The sequence below is a fragment of the Stenotrophomonas sp. FR024 genome, from assembly GCF_047500745.2.
GTDB lineage: Bacteria > Pseudomonadota > Gammaproteobacteria > Xanthomonadales > Xanthomonadaceae > Stenotrophomonas > Stenotrophomonas maltophilia_A.
Genome location: NZ_JAXAXM020000001.1, coordinates 397,182 through 421,916 on the forward strand (window position 1 = coordinate 397,182; position 24,735 = coordinate 421,916).

The 24,735-nt window shown below is 59.9% G+C and carries 12 protein-coding genes; 6 read left to right on the plus strand and 6 right to left on the minus strand.

The annotated features are described in order from the left end of the window. The first annotated feature begins 730 nt into the window (after window positions 1-730). Both ACMZ91_RS01795 and ACMZ91_RS01800 read left to right on the plus strand, forming a co-directional pair. Window positions 731-1,033 (plus strand): helix-turn-helix transcriptional regulator, encoded by a 303-nt coding sequence (locus ACMZ91_RS01795; RefSeq protein ID WP_414577470.1) that lies wholly within the window; start codon window positions 731-733, stop codon window positions 1,031-1,033. A 159-nt stretch (window positions 1,034-1,192) separates the two neighbouring features. Next, a complete protein-coding gene (locus tag ACMZ91_RS01800; protein ID WP_414577472.1) occupies window positions 1,193-2,476 on the plus strand; it encodes a YagK/YfjJ domain-containing protein in 1,284 nt (427 codons plus the stop codon). A 108-nt stretch (window positions 2,477-2,584) separates the two neighbouring features. Here the strand turns inward: ACMZ91_RS01800 and ACMZ91_RS01805 are convergent, their stop codons facing one another. From ACMZ91_RS01805 to ACMZ91_RS01815, 3 genes are all read right to left on the minus strand, one after another. Then, the gene (locus ACMZ91_RS01805; protein ID WP_414577474.1) at window positions 2,585-10,276 is read right to left on the minus strand and encodes a UvrD-helicase domain-containing protein; all 7,692 of its coding nucleotides are present in this window, start codon (window positions 10,274-10,276) and stop codon (window positions 2,585-2,587) included. 96 nt (window positions 10,277-10,372) lie between these two features. Continuing rightward, a complete protein-coding gene (locus tag ACMZ91_RS01810; RefSeq protein ID WP_414577476.1) occupies window positions 10,373-11,533 on the minus strand; it encodes a hypothetical protein in 1,161 nt (386 codons plus the stop codon). Beyond that, on the minus strand, window positions 11,523-12,761 hold the full coding sequence (locus tag ACMZ91_RS01815; protein WP_414577478.1) for a tyrosine-type recombinase/integrase: 1,239 nt from the start codon (window positions 12,759-12,761) through the stop codon (window positions 11,523-11,525). The genes ACMZ91_RS01810 and ACMZ91_RS01815 overlap by 11 nt, the downstream gene beginning before the upstream one ends. 273 nt (window positions 12,762-13,034) lie before the next feature. Between ACMZ91_RS01815 and ACMZ91_RS01820 the strand changes: the two genes are divergently transcribed. The 3 genes from ACMZ91_RS01820 (at window position 13,035) to ACMZ91_RS01830 (ending at window position 16,993) form a co-directional block, all read left to right on the plus strand. After that, window positions 13,035-14,510, plus strand: a complete 1,476-nt coding sequence (locus tag ACMZ91_RS01820) for a DUF6538 domain-containing protein (protein ID WP_279703428.1) — start codon at window positions 13,035-13,037, stop codon at window positions 14,508-14,510. Window positions 14,511-14,711: 201 nt separating this feature from the next. After that, complete coding sequence (locus ACMZ91_RS01825; RefSeq protein ID WP_279703429.1) at window positions 14,712-16,208, plus strand: restriction endonuclease; 1,497 nt, start codon at window positions 14,712-14,714, stop codon at window positions 16,206-16,208. 11 nt (window positions 16,209-16,219) lie between these two features. After that, entirely contained in the window at window positions 16,220-16,993 is a 774-nt protein-coding gene (locus tag ACMZ91_RS01830; RefSeq protein ID WP_279703430.1) for an NYN domain-containing protein, read from the plus strand. A gap of 512 nt (window positions 16,994-17,505) precedes the next feature. Here the strand turns inward: ACMZ91_RS01830 and ACMZ91_RS01835 are convergent. Continuing rightward, window positions 17,506-19,035: a MobA/MobL family protein gene (locus ACMZ91_RS01835; RefSeq protein ID WP_049450266.1), complete on the minus strand. Its 1,530-nt coding sequence runs from the start codon at window positions 19,033-19,035 to the stop codon at window positions 17,506-17,508. A gap of 251 nt (window positions 19,036-19,286) precedes the next feature. Here ACMZ91_RS01835 and ACMZ91_RS01840 point away from each other — a divergent pair, with 251 nt between their 5' ends. Then, window positions 19,287-20,225: a hypothetical protein gene (locus tag ACMZ91_RS01840; RefSeq protein ID WP_279703431.1), complete on the plus strand. Its 939-nt coding sequence runs from the start codon at window positions 19,287-19,289 to the stop codon at window positions 20,223-20,225. A 1,278-nt stretch (window positions 20,226-21,503) separates the two neighbouring features. Here ACMZ91_RS01840 and herA read toward each other — a convergent pair. Next, window positions 21,504-23,273, minus strand: a complete 1,770-nt coding sequence (gene herA, locus ACMZ91_RS01845; protein WP_341775350.1) for an anti-phage-associated helicase HerA — start codon at window positions 23,271-23,273, stop codon at window positions 21,504-21,506. Continuing rightward, the gene (locus ACMZ91_RS01850; RefSeq protein ID WP_279703433.1) at window positions 23,270-24,571 is read right to left on the minus strand and encodes an SIR2 family anti-phage-associated protein; all 1,302 of its coding nucleotides are present in this window, start codon (window positions 24,569-24,571) and stop codon (window positions 23,270-23,272) included. Before ACMZ91_RS01850 ends, herA begins: the two co-directional genes overlap by 4 nt. Between the last annotated feature and the right edge of the window lie 164 nt (window positions 24,572-24,735).

Consider the following 24,735-nt stretch of genomic DNA (forward strand, 5'->3'; position numbering starts at 1 on the left):
CGTAGCGCTCAGACGTGAAGCGAGGATCTCCCGCTTCAAGTGGGTATTAAGGGTTTGAGAGAATTTTGAATCGCGACAATGCGAGACGCGCCCAAGGCCAAGCGCAGCCGAAAGCCTCGCTCCTTCGCCGCGTAACTCTTCTGCAATTCTCTCGCTGACCCGGCGTGCCCGGTTGAAATTCGCCCTCCTAACCGAGGGAGGCCGCATGGCCTGCATGCACGAACGCCGATGTAATAGCACTCCTGCTGATCGGCATGGCCATCGATCCTCCGACCGAAAACTGCCTAAAACTCGCCGGGGGACCCCGCCATAGGTATCTCCCACGGAGAAGCCGCTTTACTGGAAACCACCCGGGCAGAGCGAGGCTGTGCGGACAAGCCACGGCCCACAGGACCCCGACATTGAGCCGTTCTGCCGTCCGGCCGGCCAGGACCGGCGAGGTCGAGAACCCGAACCTAGTGTTGGCTCGGCTACGACTGTCCGGCGCTGTCAGCGCGGAACCACAATCACTTGGGTCGGATTGGGTCGTCACGTTGGTTCCTCCCCAGGTTTGGCCTCCCTGATCCCGCGCTCGGCAACAAACGGCGGTCAGAGATGCCCGCGCGGCGATCAATTTTCCCCACCTTTTTTCCACCCGATCTCAGTTTTCCGCTCCTTATTCATCGCCCCAGAAAACGCGCATCGTGGCCGCAGGCAGGCAAAGGGCCTGTCGCTGCACCGAGATCGCGTTATGAGCCTTCACTACAACTGTTCAACCCACACGCCCCATTCGAACACCGATGCCAAGGGCATCGCGCCCCCACTGACGCGCTCCAAGCGAGTTCTGCGTAAGAAGGACCTGGCGAAGAAGCTCTCGTGCTCCGAGAGCACCATCGATAACCGCCTGAACCCGTCGAGCCGCTGGCACGACGAGACGTTCCCGCGCCCCGTTCCGCTGGGCGCTGGCGGTTCGCGCAGTTCCGCCAAGGGCTGGATCGAATACGTCATCGACGAGTGGCTGGAAAGCCGCATGGAGGGTGCCCGCCGCATGTAACAGCTCACTAAGTCGACGTAGCAAGTCATCACACAAAAACCCCAACGCGCTTGGGGTTTTTATTTTCAAGGCTGGGAGAAGCGGGGCCCTCGATCCCGCTCGAATTCCGGTTTCTATCCTATTAATTAAATCAATCAGCAGATACAGAGAAGCATTCACATGAATGAGATCGATCAGTCCACCTCATACACCCAGGCAGTCGCCTTCGACTGTGACCTGCTCCTTGAGCAGATGCCCGACCTTCCCATTGCCCCCAAGTCCAAGGCTCCGCTGATGCCCCCGGCAGAGCAGGACCACCACCTCTTCGTACGTAAAACCAGTCAACGCTACGGAAAGACCTATGTCGGGCAGGAACACGACTTCATCTACTGGCTGCTCCGAGCAGAGAAACTCGTCGACGCCATCGCCCGGAGCGATGACCAGCCGGTTGAAGTTGTGCACGATCGAAGGGGGCAGCCGCGCTATCAGCTAACCCAGATCGGCAAGGCAATCTTCAACGTATGCAAGGGCTACAACCAACACAGTGCGGAGTACTACAAGCACCACCGCTTTAATCCTCCCCTAACCGTTATGCTGAAGGTCGTCGGCCCGTGTTCGCCTGAGCTCTGGGCTCACACCCGTAACGGCGATCCGGTACTGAGTAATCCACGAACGCGTGAGATTCTCGAGAACGCGGCTGCTTCCATCCGCGCATCATGTCGGAGCCAGGCCTACAAGGACGAAGTCGACAATTACAAGCGCAACGAAGAGAAGAACATCACCAGCTGCTGCGAGTATCTGGCAGCCCAGTTCCAGCGTCGTTCGCAGCTGCTGATCCTACGGGTTGATCTCTACTTCCGCCCGGCGTTCAAGGGCTGGGGCTACACTCGCGAAGCGGATGGCCACTACGCGAGGTTCCTGCGTGCTCTGCGCGAAAATCGAATCGTTCCCGACGTCCTCGGTTACATCAGCAAGCGCGAGGACGGGATCGATCGTGGCATCCACTTTCACGTCCTCATTGTCCTGGACGGGCACAAGCACCGTGATGCGGCCAATCTGACCCGCATGGTCGGAGAGGACTGGGTCCGCCGCTGCGGCCATGGAGAGTACGAGGATGGGGTGGATGTCGGCGAGACGGGCAAGAAGGCCAAGGCGAGCTATTTCAACTGCTACACCAGGACGGACCAGTACCGTTTCAACTGCCTGGGTCTGATCCATCCGACGGACACTGACAAGCTGCGCGGCTTGCGCCTGGCGATCGAGTACCTATGCAAGGAAACCACGCAGCTCAAACCCAGCCCGCCGAAGTCCCTGGCAGGCGACGAGGACGCCGACACCGCGAGCAAGAAGGGGATCCGCAACCTGCGCAAGGGAATCATGCCGAAGGGTCACAGCGGCCGTGGCGCGCCCAGGAGCAGCGGCCTGGACACCTCAGTCATTGATCGAGAGTTGCTGAAAAAGTGACCTCAAATCTTGCTTCCAGACGAAGGGCCGGCTTGCCGGCCCTTTCTCTTGACACGCCCCGGGGAGCACGCAGGAGCCGTGGTTACGCTGCTAGGAATCTAGCGAACCTCAGCGGAGGCGCCCCGAAACAAGCACAATGTACCCCCAGCCACGATCACGAACACAGTCTGCCAGCGTCTCGTCGATTGAGTCCGGCCGGAACCGCAGGACCGCGCTGACTTTCAGCGAAGCATTCGGTCCGCCGACTACATGTTGCTTCGCAAGAAAGCCGACCTGTGTCAATTGTCCTGAACTCCCTCGATGCATGAAGGACTTGAACGCACCGCCCCCCCGCCCGCCAAGCACGATTGGATCACCTATCGCGACTTCAGTCTCGATATAGCGCTGACACTCATCCGGAGTTGGGTTGAATGCGTTGCGTTGCATGGCCCAACCGAGCGAGACATCCTCCATTGAACCGATCAACACCTGGCCGTCTGTGCGCAGGCCGTCATACGGCACAGGATCCTTCCTTCCCCAGCTTCGCTCGCGATCACCGCGGTAGTACGTCAGATTCCTCTTGGCCCGGGTCATTCCCACATACAGCAGCCGCGCCTCTTCCGCGGCATCGCCTTGGAGATCCGGTCCCAGTCGATCCCACCCTGCAACGCCGAACTGAATCATCGACGGCAGAATTACTACGTTGTCGAACTCAAGCCCCTTCACCTTGTGCAGTGTCGAAACTACTGCCGTTGACGCTTCATCGACCGTCCCCAGCAACCGCACGAGTTCATCGGTTCTCAATTCATCGACAAACTGAACGAGCGAGGAAAGATGGGGGAATGAACGCTCGCGGCAGCACAGCTCCCACAGATCGTCCAGCGTGACGTCGGACGTAGCCGGCCTGGAGTATTCCGGAACACCTCCAGCTTGCACCGTCCGGTTGAAGATCTCTCGCCGCAAATCCTCTGAAAGTGCGGCGTCGCCTTTGGCAGCAGCCTCCCGAAGATGGTCCAACCAGAGCGCCACGTGCCGCAGCTGGGCTACGCGCAGATTGGCGCCCCCCTGCACCCTCAATTTCGGCAGCGCCTGGCTCAACAGTCTGTGCGCTTCAGCGACCTCAGCATTCGAACGACAGAGCACGGCGGTCGATTCGCCTTCGCGGCCGGTCAGGTCCTTTAGCAAAGCTGCAGTGCCTTCTACCGCCTCGCCCCACGTTCGACCGCTCCACTCGATCGCCTGGCACGCCCCTTCCCTGGCTCCCGCACGTGATCTCAACCGGGAGGACTTCAGACGCCGGGAGCGGCTCGTGCGCTCGAAGAACCCTGAGATCATCAACTGGCTGCGTTCGACAATGCTCTCGCCAGATCGGAAATTCACGCCCAGCAGGAACTCCTGGAAACTTCCTCCCCAGAAATCGTGCGTAAACTGATCAAAGTACTTCTCGGAGAACTGGTGAGCACTACCATCATTCTTCCGCTGCCAGCGCAGGATGTCCTGGTCGTCGTCACCAATCACCATGACCCCTGCCCTAGACCCGCTGCCGGAGTGGAGATACTTGATGACCTGATACACGTCATCCGTCACGTCCTGGAATTCGTCCACAAGGACACAACGTGCGCCGCCGGCTACCCTCTGGGCGAACGAAGGATCTTTCGACAGCCGACTGGAAAAAACAGAAAGCAGGGTTTGCACACTGTCTCTAGTAATCTCAACCCCCTCCCGCGCCAGGCTCCGCATAGCCAGCGAGTGGAAGGTCGAGACCCGCAGACGCCCCGCGTAGGCTGCATAGCCCAGCGACTTGAACAGCTCGCGAATCCGTCGCCTGATCTCAAAGACGACTGCGCGATTGAACGCAAGCACGATGATTTGCGAGGGATCGATGTTCTGCTCCCGGATCAGGTGCGCGATTCTTCCTACAAGGACAAAGGTCTTGCCAGCCCCGGGACCCGCGTTGACCATGATGTGCTGATCAAACGGCGCCTTGGCCACCTCCCATTGCGCTGATTCTTCCGAGCCCCTGAATCTCTCGAAGAACTCAATCGCTTTCGTGGCGCGGAGCTTCTCCTGCATCTCCAAGAGCAAGGTGGAGGGGCCGTCCCGATCCTCGCTGACTATTTCACCCAGTTGCGAATCAAGGAACTGCTTGATCGCAGGGCCATCAGCGGCATCGAAATACCCTTCGATGAAGACCGGGTGGGCATCCGTGTTCACGTTTGCGAACACCTCCATTGCCAGATTTCGTGCCTCTGCAAGTTCATTGACCTGCCTGAGCTCGTCCCAGATATCCGCCTGATCCTCAAGCCTGCCATCGACATTGGATACTGCTACGACATGTGACAGCGGAACCAACTCCGGCGAAATGCTGACAAGGCTCATTGCCGACAAGAGCGCGGCCACTTTGTTCAAGTCGGATTCGCGGAAACGGCCGTCATGGCTTCCGGCACGTAGCTGATCCACAAGTTTCGAAATCGGGATCGATCTCTGGTTTGCGACAGCCGCGAACAGGGACTTCGCCCCCTGCAGGAAACGTTGCCGTCTGGAATCTGCTTTGGACCATGACGACCGCGGAAGCACTGCCTCCCAGATGACTTTATCGTCGGCCCGAACCAGCTGGCGAAGCTTGACTCCGGATGCACGCGCAAGGCTTCTGAAGCCGTTAATGAACAATCTTTCATACATCCGGCGCTTGTCATCGCCGACCCGCGGCCCCTCTACGTCCTCGACCATCTCAAACGGATTGAACTCGATTCGCCCGTTCTTCGCGAGCCGGCGTATGAGTTCGGCTACTCCGCCATCGACGTACTGGAAGAGCTCGCTGATCTTGGTGGATGGCTCAGATGCAAGCTTGCGCGGAACAACGTCAATCTCGCGATCCAGCGATACAGCCCCACGCTTTTCGAGGTCGCCTAGGACTGCCAGCACATCTCCCATCGACTTGATCGCACTGCTGCGCAGCTTGATCTGGGAGAGATTGAGAATCACCGTCTTTGCCGTGGCGGCCTCACCGCTCGACAACCCGGCGTGTGCGGGACGTGGGCTTGGAAGCGACCGCGCCGGAGTTCTTGCCGAGCCATCGAACAGCATGCCCACCGTGTCGGACAAGCTGGAAAACAGCCGTCCGAGCACGTCGATAGTGCCGCCGAGAAGTCCTGCCGGGGTCGGAGAAGCGCCAAAAACGGAGCCGCCTCCAAGGGATGCACCTGCAAGCGAAGTGTCCACCGAACCAATTTTAAGAATCAAACCGGCTACTTCAGCAGCCAAACCATCCTCCTGGGATATCCGCTCAAGCGAGGACGGGTAGGCAGTCACCTCAATCAGATCCGGGACGGAACCGCACAGGCGGACGCGTTCGGCCCGTTCGAGCCAGTACAGCCCCATTCTGACTCGCGTCGCGGCCGCGCGTCTGGCGGCCGGACTTTGCCCCACGGGGTTCTGTGGCGTGCCGTAGCCCTCGGCAGGAACGATCGCGAGCTGCTGGCCATCCACCTGGTATGCGTGCTCGCACACCTTTTCGTGGAGATCCCGGATGATTGGAAGGGATAGGGCGCTGCGCGCCCGCAAACCCCGGATCGACTCGAAGTCCTGATCCGAGAATAGCAGCGTGGCGGAAAGCTTTTCGAGCTGCGCATTCTTACGCTCCCGCTCCCCGCGCCCGATCCGGCCAACCTCCTGCAGGTAGTCCTCGAGGTATCCCGGCGGTGCAAGGTGCACGACCCAATGGATGTCCGGAATATCCATGCCCATGCCGAAGGCCTTCGTCGCCACGAGGACATCAAGGTCACCGTCAAGAAAGCGCGTGTAGATCTCTTCCCGCGAGCCTGCATCCAAGCCCGCATGGTAGTAGTCGACCTGACCGCTGGTGGCCCGGGCAAGCCGCTGCGCCACGACCTCCGCGTGGTATCGGCTGGATACAAAAACTATGACGGCACTACGTTGACCCGTCGACGCCCGGTTGCGCCGTGCCGCCGATACGGCTTCTTCGATGTGAGGCAGACGCTCCGCCAGTGCCTTGTCAAAGTTCCGCCGGTCGTTGAGCATGCCACGCACACGACGCGGCTCAACGGCAATATGCGTTCGCAATGGATTGGAGAACGAGTCCGGCCTTGCCAAGAGCGGCAGTGGAGATCCCGTCTCTCCGGAATCTCCGGACATGACGGCCTGCAAACGGACCCTGTCGGACGCGGTGATCGTTGCCGACAGCAACAGGAAAGGCGTCGGCTCACTCAAATCCATTGCACGACACATGCGCAGCAACAGATTCAGCGCATGAAAGTAGTCCGGCCTGAACTCGTATCCCCACTGATTCACGCAATGGGTTTCATCCACAACTACATGCTCCAAGCCTTTGTCAGCTTGCATGCGTTTGTGAAGCACATCGAGGAAAACACTGCTGCGTGTCCGCTCTGGCGCGACATACAGCAGCACGATGCGATGATCGAGTACGCCCTGGATCACTTCGGCGATCTCGCTGGGCGGTCGATCACCGCTCAGATAGTCGACTGACTCGGAGAAACCCTGCTCCCGCAGGCGCTCCACCTGATCCCGCATCAAGGCCTTCAACGGCGAGATGACCAATGTCAGCCGTCTATTGCGTAGGCCACGGCAGAGCGCGGGAACTTGAAACAGCACCGACTTGCCCTCGCCCGTCGGCAACGAGACGAGAACATTAGCGGAGCGTTCGCAGATGGCTTCCATCGCAATCTTCTGCGACGGCTTGAAGCCGGTGACGCGATTCCCACCGCCCCCGCTTCGAGGCTGCCAGTTCGCCACCAGGAAGCGTTCCATAGCCTCGATGCCGGAAGGAGCCACCTCTCGCACCAGCTTGAACGGCGACAACACAAGCTCCAACCGTTGCGCCTGCTCAGCCAGGAATGGCGTCTCCACAAGCTGGAACGAGTCCGCCAAGTTCGACAGCCCCTTGGCCATGTCGCCCACGCGCGGATCAATAAGGATGGTGGGGAGCTGCGACGCTGACAGCCCCACATCGGCCATCCATCCATGCAACCGGGCCCGCAACAAGGCAGGCGCAGACTCAAGTACAGCAGCGCCACTAACGACGGTGGCGCCGCCCGCCTTCTCGGTCTTTTGCCCAGAATCACAACCTGCCTGCGCGGCAGTGCGCGTCTCCGCACAGGCATGCCACTCCTCGATCGGCAGTGCCTCGACCACAGGTTGCAGCACCACGCCTGCCGACTGGGCAAGCGATTGCCAGACGGGCCACTGGTCGACCACGTCGACCAGCGCGAGGCCACCACTCGAGGCGCGAAGCATGTGTTCACGTTGGCTGCGGTGTTCCGGTTTCACCTCGCCAAGCCCGATCTCCGCCAGCCCAACTGTCAACAGATCACGCAGCGCCTCGCTTTGGGTACTCGCAATCAGGAGAATCGGAACGGTTCCCGCTCCAAACGTCGCCACTTCTTTAAACGTACGAAGCACCTCGGCCCAGTAGCTGCCCTGGTCCTCGGCCCGCGGATGCAACACGTGATGGCGCCGCGTTGCAACCTTCGGACGGCATGACGGAACCGGCGCGCCCTCGGCACGAACGATCGCCGCATCGCTGACGGGGAACGTCGTGAATGCAGCCAGACCTCCTCGGGAGTCGAGCACGTGTGCGGCACGGTCGACGAGCAACCATCGCAACGCAGATCCGGTTTCACCGATACGCATGAATGGCGCTGCGGGCATTTCACCCAGCGTCTGCGCAACATCGCTTTGCGCAACCTTCCGTCGATCGAGCACGAGAACATCATCGCTGAGCCCGGTCACCACGCATGACGATGGATCCCTGCTGGCCCACCAGTCAACGCTGGCGGGCAACGACGCGATACGCCAGCCCGAACCGGCCTTCGGCACTACGCACACCATGTCGACCGCCGACCGCAGGCTGGCGTCACGTTCAAGCAGCCAGACCGGAATCATGTTCCGCCGCAGCGCGATGCCCTGCGCGGCAGCCAGCTCCCCAACAGCCACCAGGACCCGAGCAGCCGGGTCGGACGCGGCGTCTGCCGGCAGGGCCTTCTTAAGCAAGGCAACGTCAACTTCCCGCCACTCGGCCGCCAGCCCTTCGCTGGGGTCCGCCGAGACCACCGACGCGCCCGGAACCCAGTCGATCTCCCCGAGCCTGCTCTCGGGCACGACGACCAGCTTTGCAGGCGAGGTTCCCTCCGCGGTCATGAAGCCCGGGAACTCGCGGGCAAAATCGCGGACGCCCCGCTGGGCCTCAATGACCGCATCCAGCAGTCGGGCAGAATCGGTGAACTCGCCGATCAACACCCTGCGTGCAATATCTTCAGGCAGGCCCTCTAGCTGTCGCTTGAACAGCTGCAAAGTGTCAAGTGCATCCCGGTCCGCATGATGCCGCCCACCGAGCGCGTGCGACGCCGCCTGCGGCTCCAGAAGGTACCCGATGAGCAACGTATCCCAGATCAATGGCACCGTAGTCGGCGCGATGTGGCGGGCAACAATCGGCCAGTCCCATGCCAGGGCATTGTGACCTACCACCAATGGCGCAGCGTGGACTCGCTGCCCCAGGTCGGCCATGGCCACATCCAGGTCGGTCCCGCTACGCTCATCGTGAAGAAGGCTGGCCTGTCCGTTGCGTGCGCAGCCGATTTCCCAGATGCGCTTACCGTCGGTTTCCAGGTCAAACGCCAGTGACGCAGCGGTAAGCAGCGTCCTTGCACGTGATGGTTCCTGTTGGAGTTGCTTGTCCAGGCCTGCCGGATTCTTCCGCCACCCTGACACCAGAGAAACCTGGCGCGCGGCTGGAAGTCGATGAAACAGCGAAACCGATAGATCGAGATTACGGTCCGCCCACGCTTCAGCCTGTACTTCGGACAGCAATCCGTTACGCACGATCCTGTCCAGCCAAGCATCGATGAACGCATCCCGCGGGATGTCGTAGGCCAGGAAACGCGTTGCCAGCTCGACCTCGGATGCCTCGGCTCCTGGGAAACAGGACTCCCAGTTGCCACGCGGTTCCGACAAGGCCCGGCTGAGCAGGTGCCATTCAAGGAGGCGGGAGCGGGCGTCCGGAGAAAGCCTCTGGCGTTGAATCCACGAGGGGTCTGGTGTCCCCAGCACGGCCAGCTGTGCTGGCTCGAACACTTCCAGCATCCGCGTGAACGCGCAAGCCGGGCTGCCTGGCGACAGGCAGGCAGCAAACTGGTAGTGCGACTTCGCCAGCCGGCTACTGACCTGATGTGCTTCCAGATCAGCCGGCGACATCTCGGCCAGACGTTCGCAGACGACCTGTCCCAGTACCTCGTCTTCCAGGTCGGTGGGTGCCGGCGCATTTCCACCCCACGGCTTCGCGTACCACGCTGTTTCAAACAGGCCCCACAGCGCATCCCGCGGCAACTCACCTAGGCGCTTGCGCCGCAAAGCGTCCACAGATGTCTGATCCGTGGGCGCATTCCCTAGCGAAGCTGAAGAGATTTCGACGGGCGCCCACAAGACTGCACCCTTCTTGGGCTCGTGTGGACGCCGTGGGTCGCTGCCCGTAATGAAAAGCACCTGCGATCCCACAGGGGGAAGCTGTTTTCCGTCAGGTAGCCGGCCCGGATATCCCCTGAAGTGGAAGAACACGTCCTCGCGCGCGCCACCAGAGATGAAGCCGAAGCCCCGTTCTTCGTCGAGCCTGGCCACAGTTCCGAAGCGTGGCAACTTCAAGAAGAGCATTCCCTCATCAGATTGTGGCTTCTTACCAGATCCTAGCGGCCGACCACCGGTCTTGGAATTGGTCTTCCTAGTGTCCACAACCTCTCGCTCGGTCGGCTGTAAGCCCAATGTCTTCAGCTGGTCGGCCAGCGTGCTCATGATTGTTCATCCCCTTGCTGGCACACACGCGTCTCCCAAAGTCTTGGCGAAATGGAAACTGACCGGGTGTGCGCGTTACCCATCCCCGGCTTGGCGTCACCCTCGATCGCTGCGGATGTGCCTAAAGTCGCTCTTGTGCTTGTTGCGCCGGTACTTTTCACCGGTGATGAAGTAAACCAACGACTGCACCTGATCACTGTCTTCCCGGTCAAAGAAGCCAAGACCAACCAAGAGATCCACCAATTTTTCCCGATCGCCGCCGAGTCCTGGTTCCTTAGCACCACTCCAACGGCAGGCGGCATATAGGAGTTTTCTGAGCTTGTGATTGATGAAATCCTGATCGAGGAATGTATCCGCCGGAACCTCTACGGCCTCTTCGGGAAGATCAATCTCCCCAAGGCCCTCGGACGAATAGTTGTAGCCGGGGTTGGCGAGCGTCGCCGCGAACTCATGCCGACCGTCGTTGAAAGGCTTGGGATTCTTCTTGTAGCCGGCATTCAACTCTCGAAATTCTGCCGCAAGCGATGGCGCATCGATCTCACTGCGCGCCCTCCCTCGATTTCGATAGGCTTTGCGGAGGATCTCGTATACCAATGACGACGAATCTTTCAGCCCATAGGGGTCATCCGGCGCATCTCCACAGGCTGGCACAAGCACATCCTTAGCAGTCGGCGTGCTTTCCAAGGCGTCACTAAGTGCGGGCGCCTCAACGAAAACATCCTTGAAACTGACCCCGTGAAGAATGTACGAATACTGGCTTCTGATGCGATTCAACGTCTTCACGACCACAGGAGCACCCGAGCTGGCATCAAACTCGGTTGGCACCTTGTCGGCGATGGCCCGCTCGGTGGGCAAGAGGACACCCAGCAAACCCTTTCGATACTTGAAATCGATTGAAGGAATGCCATCGTGCGTCAACGCGGATTCCAGACCTCCCGCACTGAATTGGTGCAATGCGATGGGGGGATATTCGAGAACGTCACGCAACTGCGATGTATCGAGCTGCAAATACCGTATCTGGGCCTGATTGCCATCAGCCCGCACGGGACCTTGGGTTGACTTCTGGGGCCACAGAAGCTGGTACCCAGGAGGAAAGGGGTCAATGGAGAGAAGGCTGACCCGAAATCCCTTCGGGACCTTGACGTAGAACCTGTCGTATCCAGCCTCAAGGAGCCTGTGAACGAACTCAACAGGGTCGTTCCCGTCAAGCATGCTGGCTAAGGGCCGAACTCGAATGGCTGGCGATTCAGGCGTCATGCTGCGAGGCATCCTTCTTGGGCTTCTTTGCAGGTGGGTGAACAAAGTCGGCCCAGGCCTGCATCATCGGACGACGTTGCTCCAAGAGATCTGTGCGGTGGTAGGCGGCCTCGACCTTGTCCTTGACCGTATGCGCCAACGCCCGCTCTGCCAGGTCACGGGCATAGCCTTGCTCGCTGCACCAGTCGCGGAAGCTCGAGCGGAACCCGTGGGCGGTCGCAAGACGCCCAGGCGTGTCGCTCGGTGCGTTCGCTCTCCGCAACAAGGCTGTGAGCGTCATGTCCGACATGACCGAACGAGCCTGCACAGAGGGAAAGACAAGTTCGTCGTGATGGCCTTCCTGGCGCTTGAGCAGCTTGACGGACTGTTCCGACAATGGCACTCGATGAGGCTGTTTGGCCTTCATGCGAGCAGCAGGAATCGTCCACAGCTTCGCGCGAAGGTTCACTTCCGCCCACGTCATCCCGCGCACCTCGCCGGAACGACTGGCATTCAGGATCAGGAACAGCAAAGCATTTCGCGTGACTTCGTACTCGCCAGCTCCTGCAAGTTCTGCTTTCACGAACGATGGAAGCTTCGCCCAGGGCATTGCTGGCTGATGCTCCTGCCGGACAGACTTTCCCGGCTGCAGCGGAAGCAGATGTGTTACGACATCGACCGGGTTGGCTTGGTTAAATCCGTGCGCCCAACCCCACGCCATTACCGCGTGTAGCCGTTGCTTCACGCGACTTGCCGTCTCTGCCTTGTCGAGCCAGATGGGGCGGAGGACATCCGCAACGTGCCGCGGTTGCAACTGGTCGATGGGAAGGGAGCCAATCCGTGGAAACGCGTACTCAGTCAGCGTATTAAGCCACTGCTGTGCGTGCTTGGGATTCTTCCACCCGGGCTTTAGTTCCGCGTGGAGTAGCTCCGCTGCTTCCTGAAAGGTCGGTGTCTTCGGCTTAGCGTGGTCAGCCGCCTTAACCTCCAACGGATCCTGCCCACTCGCGATCTGCTCGCGCATTTCTCGCGCCAGTTTACCCACCAGAGCAATCCCAACTTCGGGGTAGGCACCCAAGCCGGCGTTGCGTCGCTTGCCCGTGGCAGGACTGACGTAGCGCAGCACCCACTTACCCTGCCCCTTCTGTGAGGGCGACGGATGCAGCGTCAGGCCAGTTATGCCTCCGTGCGGGACAGCCTGACCGCCAGGGCTCAGGCTGCGAGCCTTTGCATCCGTGATCAATCCCATGTCCTTCCTCGGCCCCCTGTTTCCGGTATGCCATCCAGTATGCCATTTGATGTTTGCTTCCTTTAGGTGTCGTTGGGGTCGATTGGTACGCAGCTGTAGCTAAGTTGCTGAACCGCGTGCTAAAATTTTCAAAGGTTGAGATCGGCTGGGCCCCGTTGGGCATCGCCCGAGCAGCCCCTCTCTCCGCCAGATTACGCAAACCCCTGTTTACGCAGGGGTTTTTGCTTTTCTGGAGTGACCTTCGGCGGGACACAAATCGGGACACATCTCTCGATGCGCATCCCACACCATCTCGTTCGCGCGCCCTCAGGGCTCTGGTCTTTCCGGCAACGGGTCCCCACCGATCTCCAGGCCATCGTTGGCCGACGCATCTTCAAGCGCACCCTGCGCACGTCCGAACTGGCCGTGGCCCAGCTGCGCGCCCTGCAACTGGCGGCGCGGTATGCTCAAGCCTTCGACGTGTTGAGGGAGCAACGCATGGGAATCAAGGAAGAGGACATCGACGCGCTGCTCAGGCGCTTGACCGACGGCGACCCGCTACAGCAGTTGATCTTGAATCGGACCAAGGCGGCCGATGGCACGGTGACTGAGCACTGGCAAATCGATACGCCGGACGATGTCAGGCTCTATCAGCAGTTGATGGAGCTCTCTGCCTCTCAGCCCAGTGAGCTGAGCGAGTTGATCCGAGAGGGTGTGCCGCCCATGCCCGTGGCCCGTAGGGTAACCAAGCCCGCTGTGGAGACCATCACCCTGGGCAAGGCCCGCGACGCTTGGCTGGCCAGCATCCAGCCCGGCTGCCTCCCCAAAACGTTCACCATTAAAAAGACCGCCATCGAGGCACTGGTGTCCTTCCTGGGGGAAAAGGCCAAACTCCACTCGGTCACCCGGTCCGACTTGGCCCGCTGGTATCAGTTCATGCGAGACGGGGGCGCAGCCACCCCCACCCTTACGAACAAGCAAAGTTATGTCGGCGGCCGCGGAGGGTTTTTCGAATGGGCGATTGCATCCGGCCACTACCCCAAAGGCGACAACCCAGCGGCCGGCCATATCACTTACTCCACTAGGGAGAAGCGGGCGCGGAAGAAGTTCGGCTTCAAAGCCTATGAAAGTCATCAGGTCCAAGCGCTGTTCGCACCGGCCGCGTTCCAAGACCTGGCCCTGTCCGCCCGTTGGGCCTCGTTGCTGGGCCTCTACACGGGTGCCCGGGCGTCAGAGGTTGGCCAGTTGCTGGTCGAAGACGTGGTGACGGTGGATGGTCTGCCCTGCATTCGCATTTCTGACGAGGGGGAGCACCAGAAGGTCAAGACCGAGGTCAGCCTGCGCACTATCCCCGTGCATCCTGACCTCATTGAGCTGGGTTTCCTGGATTGGGTGGGGAGCCTGCGGGCTGAAAAGGCCCCACGTCTCTTCCCTGCCGCCAAGGCGAACGCCAAAAATGGGGCGGGCAACTGGATCACCAAGGCCTTTGGCCGTCACTTGGAACAGGTCGGGGCAAACTGGCCGGAAGCCAAGCGCGGCTTCCACTCCCTCCGAAAAACGCTGATTCAGGAGCTCCAAGGCGCTGGCGTGGTCTCCGAGCTCCGGGCCCAACTGGTGGGCCATGAGCTGGACGACGAGCACCATGCCACCTACAGCCGCAGCTTCACGGCTCGGGAGAAGCTGGAAGGGCTTAAAGGCGTCTCGCCGGGGCTGGCGGTGCTTTCGTATGGGTTGAATCTGCCGGTCCTCAGGAGTCTCCTGACCGGTTAAAGCGCTAAACACCCCGCGACGGCGGGTGAAGCGGTTTGTCTTTTTAGCTTTTCAACATCAGGAGGATGTATGGGACGGCGAAGCGGCTTAGAAGGGTTTTTGCGGGCAGCCGGCCGGGCAGCGGCGGCGGCAGAGCGGGAGACTAAACGCCAACAGAGGATGCTAGCCACTCAACAGAGGCAGTTGGAGCGCCAAGAGCGCATGGCGGCCGCACAGTTGTTGCGAGAGATTCGCGCCTACGAGCTGTCGGAACGGGAAGCCGCTCGCCAAGCCAAAGCGGGATACCTAGAAGATCGACAGGGCGAGGTCGACGATCTCAACGCCGAGTTGAAGGACCGCCTGGAGGAGCTCGAGGGGTTGCTGGTGCACACCCTGTCGGTGAACGACACCATCCGCTTTGACAGCCTTCGTCACACCGCCCCCCACCCCACCTTTGAGGTGCCGAAGGAGTTGGTGCCCGGCTTCGCACCAGCCGCTGCCGAGATCGTCCCACCGACGGGCCTTGCCCGCTTTTGGCCGGGAGCCGGGAAGAAGCACGCGGCTGCATTGGCGGCGGCGCAACAGGCCCACCAGCAAATCCTCGACCAGTTCCAACGGGCAGAGACGCTAAAGAAGCAGAAGCTGGCTGACCTGCGTGCTCAACACGAGGCTGCTCGCGCCCTCTACGAGGCCGACGTGGCCCGCCGAAACGGGGAAGTTGACGAGTTCCAACGCGCCTACTTGGCCCATGAGCCTGATGCCATCGTGGCCTACAACGACATGGTCTTGGCACGCTCGGAATACCCGACCCAAGGCTTTCCCCAGCGATACAAGCTCGCGTATGCGGACGCGTCCAAGGAACTGATCATCGAATACGACGTTCCAGAGCTTTCGGTCGTTCCCACGGAGGCCGACTACCGCTACGTCAAGACCCGGGATGCTATCGACGCGAAGGCGCGTAAGGCAAGCGACATCAAAGCGCTCTACCAGGACATCATCGCCTCGATCACCTTGCGCACACTGCACGAGGTGTTTGAAGCCGACCAAGCGGATGCCTTAGCGTTGGTGACCTTCAATGGCGTGGTCGATGCACACGACCCCACCACTGGGCAAGAGGTCCGCGTCCCTGTGGTCTCGGTCCGCGCGACCAAGGCCTCCTTCCTGCAACTACGGCTGGACCGAGTAGAAAAGATCCCATGCCTCCGAAACTTGGGCGCTCAGGTATCCAGCCGGCCGGATGAGCTACAAGCCATCAAGCCGATTGTTGAGTTCAACATGGTCGATAAGCGCTTCATTGCCCAGACAGACGTGCTCTCGGGCCTGGAGTCGCGGCCCAACCTGCTGGAGCTGACCCCTGGTGAGTTCGAAGCGCTGGTATCGAATCTCTTTAGTCAAATGGGGTTGGATACAAAGCTGACACGCAGCTCCCGCGACGGCGGCGTGGATGCGGTGGCCTTCGACACCCGGCCGGTGCTTGGTGGAAAGGTCGTCATTCAAGCCAAGCGCTATAAGGACACAGTTGGCGTCAGCGCGGTTCGGGACCTCTACGGAACCATGCTCAACGAAGGTGCCAGCAAAGGCATCCTAGTTTGCACCAGCGGCTACGGCACTGCGGCGTTCGAGTTCGCAAAGGATAAGCCCATCGAGTTGATCGATGGAGGCGGCCTGCTCTACCTCTTAAGGGAGCATGCAGGCCTTGATGCACGTATCGCAGCGTAAGGACCAACAAAATGGCAAACGGATCCGCCGCTCACGATAGCAAAGTGGCTGTGTTGGTCGATTGCGACAATGTAAGCCCTGAGATCGTTGACCATGCCCTACTGATGGGAGCGCAGTTCGGCCGGGTGGTGGTTCGGAGGGGTTACGGCAACCACTCCACGCTGACCAAGCGTTGGCAGGAAACACTCGTCCGGCAAGCGTTTACCCCATGCCTGCAATACCAATACGCCGCTGGCAAGAACACGGCGGACATCGCGTTGGCGCTGGACGCCTTAGAAGCCATGTTCGACCAGCGCGCAGACACCTTCTGTTTGGTCACCAGTGACTCTGACTTCGCCTACCTGTGTCGTAAGCTTCGAGAACGAGGAGCCACGGTTTGCATCGTGGGTGAAGCTAAGACGCCAGAGGCGTTGCGTAACGCCTGCGACCAGTTTTTTGAGTGGCAACCAACGGAGTCGAATGCGACCTGCGAAGAGTCGCCTGCTCCGACTGCTAAAGTCGCGCCCAGCAAAGCCGAAGTGGCCAAGCCGATTCCCAAACGCCGCCCTCGCTTCCTTGTCGACGCGGTTGCCTTACTAGCCGATGGGACCACGGACGGGGAAGTGGTGCTAGGGACACTCGGCCACTATCTGAAGCGGACTGACCCATCCTTCTCGCCGAAGGCCTACGGCCACTCCGGCCTCCTGGACATGATCCAGACATATGACCTGCTGACAGCCACACAAGCGCCCGGCGGGCATTGGCTAGTCAGACTGGCACCACAACCCGAATCGACAGCTGCATGACTTTGTTACCGGCAGGCTTCTGTCATCCCTAGGCATTGAGAGTCAACTTCAATATTTGTGAACCAGCGCAGATTCCGTCTCTTGCCAAACTGGGACGAAGTGCTTCGATGTGAAGACCCTTCATACTGAGAGCTTCAGAGATCCAATGCCTGCCAACGTAGAACTTCGCATCGCCAGCCGCCTTCTGCCCGCCCTCATGGCGCAAAGCGGGACCAGAGACGTCGCCGAACGCGAAGCCGATATTCAACACGCTCTGGATGTAGCCGCCGCTCTGATGCGCCGGTTCGCAGCATCACCTGCCGGACAAGCGCAGCAAGCCTATGTGCCCAGCGCCGGGGCGCGACCTGCCCCACGGGCGGCGACTGTAAGCCGAGATCAGGTGCCGCCAACGTTCATTTCGCCCGACGAATGGCGCAAGGCACGCGGGCTGGCTCCCGCGCCGGCTCCTCGAAAGCCTTCTGGACCGACGATTCACTGAAAGGCAAAGCCCCGCATCTGCGGGGCTCTTTCGTTCAATGGAGGGTGGGTGGCCGTGGCTTCAAAACTGGCACCGGGGAGTCGGCGACAACCGGAGCCATGGTCTGGCACTCAAGGACGAACTGTGACGGCGAAGGCATGGCCTCCAGTTCGGTCGCTCTACGAAGAACATCCGCATCGACCTCCGCCAATGCCTCGGCGGAGCCCCGCGACCGCGCCTTCTCCAGCTCCTTGGTCCGTTGCTCCAGCGCAGACAGGCGGCGCTCCCGGCGCTGCGTCCATTCGGGGCGCGAGTAGCCGTTGGTTCCCATGGGGTAGTCGGTGTTGAAGCGCTCCCATTCGTGCTGAGCCAGGTGATGTAGGCGTTCAGCCCTGCCCAGCGACACCAATCGCAAGGCACGCCCCAGGATTGCCGCTCGCAGTGCCCGGACCTGGAGAACCGCCTTGGTGATCCACTGCCGTAACGGGACGGTCTCCCCAGCCCGCCCAAGTTCGGCTTGAGCCCATTCGAGACCAGCACGGATGCGCTGGGTCGCCAGGTCTGCCCTGGCGCGCGCGATGTCCTGAAGGTCTCGCAGGGCCTGAGCCACGCGCTCGGCGAGGCTGATGGGCCGCTGATCTTCGTTCGCTTCGTGCTGGCGGCCCAAGACCTGAGGCAGCCGCATTCCGGACACGCCTCGAATCTCCAAGCCAGGAGCCAAGCCCCGCATGGAGGACGGCCGGCCACCTTGGCCATGACCGACTGACGGATGCATGGGCACGGCCCTGCCCTCACGCCCAGCTTGAATGGTGAGATGGTCCAGATGTTCGGCGTTGCCGGCCTCAATGGCGTCATTCTCTGCTACCAGCCGGCTGTCCATGCCCTTTCGGGACAGCGCGGCAGCCGCCTTGCCCAGGTGCTTGGTCGGCTCTCGAGACAATGCCACCGCCTGGAGTTCGTCTCCCCGGTCCGACGCCGCCCGAGCCTGCTCTGCCAAGCTGCGGTGGTCAATCGTGACCGTCAGGCCAGCGGCTTCAAGATGTGCGTTGGTCGTTTCAGCGACCATTTCCCGGACCCATTGAACCTGCACTTTCCCCGACACGCCCCCATCGAGCTCGCGCGTTTTCTGTCCAAACCCATCCGGACCAATGCGCCTGGTGCTGGCAAGCAGGTGCACGTGATGGTTGAGCCCGTCCGGGGTTCCAGGAGAGTGAATGCTGGCTTGGATGGCGAACTGGTAGCGGTCTACCAACGCCTCGGCAATGGAGAACGCCAAGTGTGCGCGCTGTTCGTCCGAAAGCTCATGGGGCAACGACAGCTCGAACTCGCGAGCCACCGTAGCGTCCTTACGGCGCTCGGCGGCTTCGGCCACGGCCCAAAGCTCGCCGGGCACCAGCGCCCAGTCGGGTGCATCTGGCGGCGCGAGGCAAAAGGTTTCGACAACGCCGCTCCTACGGCGGTAGTCGTGCTGTTGCCCGGTCGCGAAATCGGACAGCAGTAGACCGCCCCGGTAGGCGGCTGCGGCGACGGCGGACTGGCCCTTGCCTCGGCTGAAGGTTTTGACTGATGTGTGGAAGATGGCCATAAAGACTCCTGTGAAAACAGGTTCTTTATGGACCAGCTTTTGCCGTTGGCAAGCCTCGCAGAGGCTTGGGGTCCCAGGGGCGAAGCCCTTGGCGCGCGCATCCGCCGGGATGCCTAAGTGCGCTCTTGCTCCCCGTTCAATCTGCCGGGGGATTCATGTGCTTCACAAGACCGATAGCACAGCTCGACGTTGTATCTAGAGCGGAAGATCGGATACCGTTGAACTACCCTACATTTCAAGGAAAAGAAAACATGGCAGGACTATGGGAAGTCTCTGTGGTGCTCGCCATTAGGGACATGCAGTGGCTGATGCGCGACAAGTCGATTCCAATGCCAGCCCTTAACCTTTCGGGAAATGCAGAGTCGAAGCTCGGAGACTGCCTGCTTACAGCAGCGGACCGCTTCTTCCTAATAGAGGCCAAACCAACACCAACTCAGTTTAAATCCGAATGGACCAAGGAATTGGTGGATGGAAAGCATCAATTCAAGAAGAAGGCATTTACCTCCATCATTGAACTAGCAATAAACTTGGGACGAATGCCTCCCCTTCCAGAAGCTGCCCCGAATGTCCTTAGATCTCTCCTAGGTCACCACTTTGTTTTCTGGAACGAAAAAGAAGGAACCCTTTCTATCCAGCCTTATTTGAGCACAACCCTGACGGGCTACTTAAATGCCGTAGGCATGGACGCACCAATGTTCGTCGGCCGGGGAGCGAGGGGAGCCAACTCTCTATTTTCGCTGTCCCTCTCCGAGCAGCAAGCCAACCAGTCTTCCGTCATTTTCACAGAATGCAACTCAGGGTTCTTATCAGAGATCTACTCAAAGCGACTCGGGATAGCGATCAAATCTAGAGAACCCAGTGAAAGCGCCTGGGTGCCACTGGGCCTTCTGCCGGAGGATTTCACGGCGTATCTCCAGGCTCTGAGCCCCAAAGTCGAGGAAATCAACGCCATCATCCTTTCGGATAAGGGCTTCATTCATCAGCCCACGACCACTCAAGGCATCACCGAGTTCATTGACGTTCTTTCCAGCAAGATCAAAGCCATGAAGACGGGACAACCATCCAAACGTCACGGACAACCTCCAATCCCCAAGCAGGAGCCCCAACAGGGCGCAAAAATAATGTCCGCAGACCGCTGGGAGTATTCAGATTATAGACACCCAAAGCCTTCCGGTTTCGACTACTCATGAGGCCTTTAGCTTTGAGCAGGCAATCCCTCTCGAGCTTTCTTTCTGCGGATAAGGATGCGCATGTATCTGGGATGCCAGTTTTCCACAAACCAATCCTCCCCATCGCGATCTTCGCAATATTGCTCCAGCTCAGCCATGAGCTGATCGAGCTCAGCCTCAAAAGCTCTTTCTTCCTCACTCGTCACAGCCTGCCCCTAAGATTCAATCCGGAGCTATTCCTATCAGTTGAAGACTAGTTGTCAATACCGGGAAGCAGAGCTTGAGCCAGTCTCGGCAAGCTTTAGGTCGCGAATGTCTCTAGGCAAGATACCAACCGCACACACATCTTCTTCAATGGTCTCCAATCCAAGACATCCATATCGACTCCGAATAGCCGGCTGTCGCTCTAAGGCCCGTGCATCCAGGGAAGACCGCCAGCGAAGACAGCTCATCTCGGGACTGTAGAAAGAAAGGCCCATTCACGCCCATCACGAAATGGTCTCCCTGAAGGGCATCACAGTGAGAACAATGGTTGGCCCAATAGTTGACGCCGGCAGTCTGCGACCGTCCGATGCGCAGGAGTGGTGCGGCCTGGTCTACGAACGTCTCCACAGCGGCGTCCAAGGACTCGACATATTGCAGGACGGCGGCATCGGCAACCTCCAGTTCGCCCTCCTCATCGAACTCTGTGAGACGGGGGACCCAGATGGCAGTGACTAGGGTAGGTAAGCCACATTTCCAACAGCCCATGGGAGCTTGGAGCAAAGCAAAGCTGGGTGCTTTAACATTGAAGTCTGTCACGACCAGAATCCAAACAGTCTCCACGGTCCCAAGATCGGTAGCGCCAAGGGAGGACCTCCTCCAAGGCCGTTATCCGCGGCTCTGGCATCAGTGATAGCGCACGTGCGCCCAAACGCAAGCGATCCACGCGGTCATTGGGAACGAATAGCCATGGCTGAAGCCTCCAATCGAGGGGGATACCACAGTCCCTGGCTAAGGCCTCCTTCAATCCAAGCCAATGTTGGTCCCAGCTTTTCAGACGGTTCAAAAGCGCAGGCAGGCGCACAGCGTGGGAGATCTCGCAGAGGTAGGTCGCTCGGTCTCGAACACTCACAGCGACTGCGTCGCAATACCAGTGGGGCCCGCTGGTGTCCGGATTACTGCCCGGATTCAACTGGATGCAGCACTGAGGATTGACGAAAAGCCTGCGGTCAGCCCGCAGGAAGTCTAGAACTACCCCCTCGAAATGATCCACGTTGCCCTACCTCTGATGCTTACTGCCACTTGGACCTAGCCACCCTACAAGAATTCGTTTACGTCGAGCCCGTCGTCGAGACTATCAGCCCATTGGTTGAACCGCCCGTCCTCCGAACGAGGCAGCGGGTCCGCAGTCGGAGCCCGGATCAGGGTAGCCATCTGTAGGCTGCCACCAAAGGCCAAGGCGTTCTGACGAGCTAGACCAGCAATGCGCCGGACCTCCCGTTTGTCCGCCCACTCACTAGCAGACTGAATGGCCGAAAGGTCCTTCTCCGACGACAGCCGGAAGGACACCCAGGTGTTGCACTGCGAAAGCACGGTTGGAGAGATCTCCGATGGGCGCTGGGTGCTCAACCAGAGCGCCAGTCCGAACTTGCGCCCCTCTTTGGCTAGGCGCTCATATGCCAAGGCGTTGTTCACGGCCTCGTCGCCGGTTCCCATCTGGCGTAGGTAGTGGTGCGCCTCCTCCAGCACCAACAGGGTCTCCCGCTTGTTCTCTTGGCCACGGCTAAACAGCTCGAAAGCATAGAGCTCCAAAACAGCACCCAGGACAAAGGGGGTCAGGTCATGAGATACACGTCGGAGGTCAACGATGTGCACCCGCCAGTCGACCTCATCACCGCCAAATAGTCGTTCCACGACCGCCTTTGACTCGTTGCGCCAGCTGAGTGGGCCGCCGCAGCCCGCGCCTCCCGCGACGTCAACGACATCTTTGAACATGTCATCGTCAGTGAAGCGGGCAATGCGTGTGATGAGGGGAGAGATGTTGCCGTAGTTCCAGGCATTGCGCTCCAATCCTTTGTTGCTTGGCGAAATGGCGTGGCTATCTGCTATTAGCGGCCCCATCGCCTGCATGGGCGGCCATGCTGAGGCGACGGGAGCCGTTCCTGCTCTTAGGCCTTGAATAATGGCTTGAGCATCCAACACCCTGTCGCCTCTACAGTCATCAAAGAGCGAAGCCTGTGTGTCGCTCTCGAGGCCTGCACCCTTAGAAGACGCAAACCACTTAATCTTGTTCAAATGGTCCAAGGCAAAGGTCAGGGCGGGCCGTTGAGTCTTGTCACTTGGCAACAAAAGACGTTGCAGGCCAAGGCGACCCAATGCGTAGTAGGGGATGCGGTAGCTGTCCGAATCCGACCCACCGATCCGAGTGACCTTGATGGCATTCGCAGGGTAGTTGCTGGCGGGGAAGGCGTCTTCGTATTCACCGTTGATATCGAAGATGACGACGCGCGCCTTAGGCATCTTCGCGATCTGCTGGAGCACCGCAGCCGTAAAGCAGCTCTTGCCTTGCCCTGAGCTGCCGAGCACCGCCACATGCCTGGACACTAAACTCTGTAGATCAATGGTCAGACGGCCGCCGCCTCGGAGGTCATCCCCCAAGTGGATGTCCGCCGGCGTGGCTGCGTCACCACCCAGGATCGATGAGAGCTCGTCGTCTGTTAGCGGGAAGGCCTCCGCACCCAGCGCCGGCGAGGAAAGCGAATCCGATACGAACGTTAGTCGTCCAGAATCGCGGCGCAGTCGACCAACCACCAAGCCCGTAAGGTGACGCAAGGGTTCGGAGGAAGCCGAAGTCCCCGAAAGTCCGACCCGATGAACCTCTTTGGGCTCAGCGAACGACAGGGATTGAACCTTCATCACCAGCAGCCGCCCACCGGATTCAATCCCTAGAAGGCTGCCAACTTCAGTGACGACCGAGACGCCATGGACGTGAGCAGCCAACTGGCCCCGATGGACATCCATCAGGTTCAGAGTGATATCCACGCCATCGATTTGGACAACATAGCCTATGGCTTGGCGGCTCCTCATGGCTCGTCGTCCTCGGTCCCATCTGGCTTCTCAGGCATCAGTCGCCTGCGCAGATCTGCCAGCTCCTGATCGTAGACCGTTGGGTCTGGAAGATCATTTGCTAAGGCGCTGGTGAAGGCCCTACTTCCCCCACCAACGATGGTCAGGCGTGGCGTCTGAAGAGCAAGGAGTCTTCGCACGGTTTGCGGAAGGTCCGTCGCTGAGGGGTCTCCCTTGAACTCAGGCAAATACACGACTACCTGGAGAGTGGGATTGAGCAGGGCAGAGCGGATGAGACGGTTGATGTGCTCGTCGCCGAAGCCATAGCCATTTATCAGCAGAGCCGTCTGCGGGCGGGCCATGAACTCCGCGAATCGTCGCAGCAGTTCGCCCATTACATAGCCGACGGTCTGAAGATACTTGGCAGCGCGGGGGAGGACCAAGTAGCTCAGCCTGTCCGCGAACCCTGTCAAGAACTCATCGATATCGCGCCAAGCTTCAGACGCCGGCACCTCATACAAGCTGTGGTCAACCTCTTTCCAGGTCAGCGAGCCGTGGAGCTTGGCCAAGTAGACGTTGTAGACGCCGAAACGGGCTTCGCCCTTGGCTTGGGCATTGCGGAACCCGAGGTCGAAGCTCTGGGGTGAGAAGCGGCGGCTGTGCACGCCCAGGAACCCATTAATGACCTGAAGGTCGACCGATTCGGCTGCCCATTCAATGGCTAAGTCGTAGTTGGTTGTGAAGATCCAAGGAGCCGGTTGACCAGGCTGACGAGCAGCAGTGAGCTTCTGAAGTATGGAGCGATGTGCTCCCAGCTCTTCGGCTAGATCAGCACCTAACGGAGACGTCCACCAATCTTCCTTCAGCTTCGCGGCACCAACTACAGATCTGAAAAGCGCTGCCCTAGCGGCTTGGGCTCGGGTGATTTCCGAGCTCTCTTGGCGCTCCCACTCAAGGATGGCTATCTCCAGCCTGTCCAGCAGCACTTCAAAGTTGGGCAAGCTGGCAGTGAGCCCTGTGATAAACGGATTTGTCGATGCCGTGGTAGCTCCCGCAGACAGAGCCGGAAGTGGCGGAAGCGGCAATCTCCGCTCATCCTCGGTGATGAACTTCTGGGACAGAAGCCATTCCGCATCGGCAGGACTGTCCCTCAGGAAGGATGTCCACAGCGTCCTCATCGTCTGCCCGCCCGCGGAGCACGATGCCCCTGCCCCCAACAGCAGGCCTACGTTCTCCAGTCGCAAAAGAGATGCGAGGTAAGCCTGCAGCTCAAGCTCGTCCGTGATCGGCTTTCCGCCGCGATACGCAGTAATACCCATAAAGCCCCCTGTTTCCGTGTCGCTGCCCTCCCCTGCGCACAGGCCGGACCGCAGCGTTCAAGCGCAGCTGTAGGAAGCACCCTAGGCCCCTGCTGCCGAAACTACTTTGAAGTCTGTGACCAGCCACCCGTAGGCGTCTGATAGAGCGCCCGGCAGGGAAGCCC

What these genes read in the sequence shown, in the direction of transcription:
- ACMZ91_RS01825 (WP_279703429.1), top strand. Translation starts at nt 14,712, where the DNA reads ATGGCGGCCGCACAGTTGTTGCGAGAGATTCGCGCCTACGAGCTGTCG.
- ACMZ91_RS01850 (WP_279703433.1), bottom strand. Translation starts at nt 24,571, where the DNA reads ATGGGTATTACTGCGTATCGCGGCGGAAAGCCGATCACGGACGAGCTT.
- ACMZ91_RS01800 (WP_414577472.1), top strand. Translation starts at nt 1,193, where the DNA reads ATGAATGAGATCGATCAGTCCACCTCATACACCCAGGCAGTCGCCTTC.
- ACMZ91_RS01820 (WP_279703428.1), top strand. Translation starts at nt 13,035, where the DNA reads ATGCGCATCCCACACCATCTCGTTCGCGCGCCCTCAGGGCTCTGGTCT.
- ACMZ91_RS01815 (WP_414577478.1), bottom strand. Translation starts at nt 12,761, where the DNA reads ATGGGATTGATCACGGATGCAAAGGCTCGCAGCCTGAGCCCTGGCGGT.
- ACMZ91_RS01835 (WP_049450266.1), bottom strand. Translation starts at nt 19,035, where the DNA reads ATGGCCATCTTCCACACATCAGTCAAAACCTTCAGCCGAGGCAAGGGC.
- ACMZ91_RS01830 (WP_279703430.1), top strand. Translation starts at nt 16,220, where the DNA reads ATGGCAAACGGATCCGCCGCTCACGATAGCAAAGTGGCTGTGTTGGTC.
- herA (WP_341775350.1), bottom strand. Translation starts at nt 23,273, where the DNA reads ATGAGGAGCCGCCAAGCCATAGGCTATGTTGTCCAAATCGATGGCGTG.
- ACMZ91_RS01795 (WP_414577470.1), top strand. Translation starts at nt 731, where the DNA reads ATGAGCCTTCACTACAACTGTTCAACCCACACGCCCCATTCGAACACC.
- ACMZ91_RS01840 (WP_279703431.1), top strand. Translation starts at nt 19,287, where the DNA reads ATGGCAGGACTATGGGAAGTCTCTGTGGTGCTCGCCATTAGGGACATG.
- ACMZ91_RS01805 (WP_414577474.1), bottom strand. Translation starts at nt 10,276, where the DNA reads ATGAGCACGCTGGCCGACCAGCTGAAGACATTGGGCTTACAGCCGACC.
- ACMZ91_RS01810 (WP_414577476.1), bottom strand. Translation starts at nt 11,533, where the DNA reads ATGACGCCTGAATCGCCAGCCATTCGAGTTCGGCCCTTAGCCAGCATG.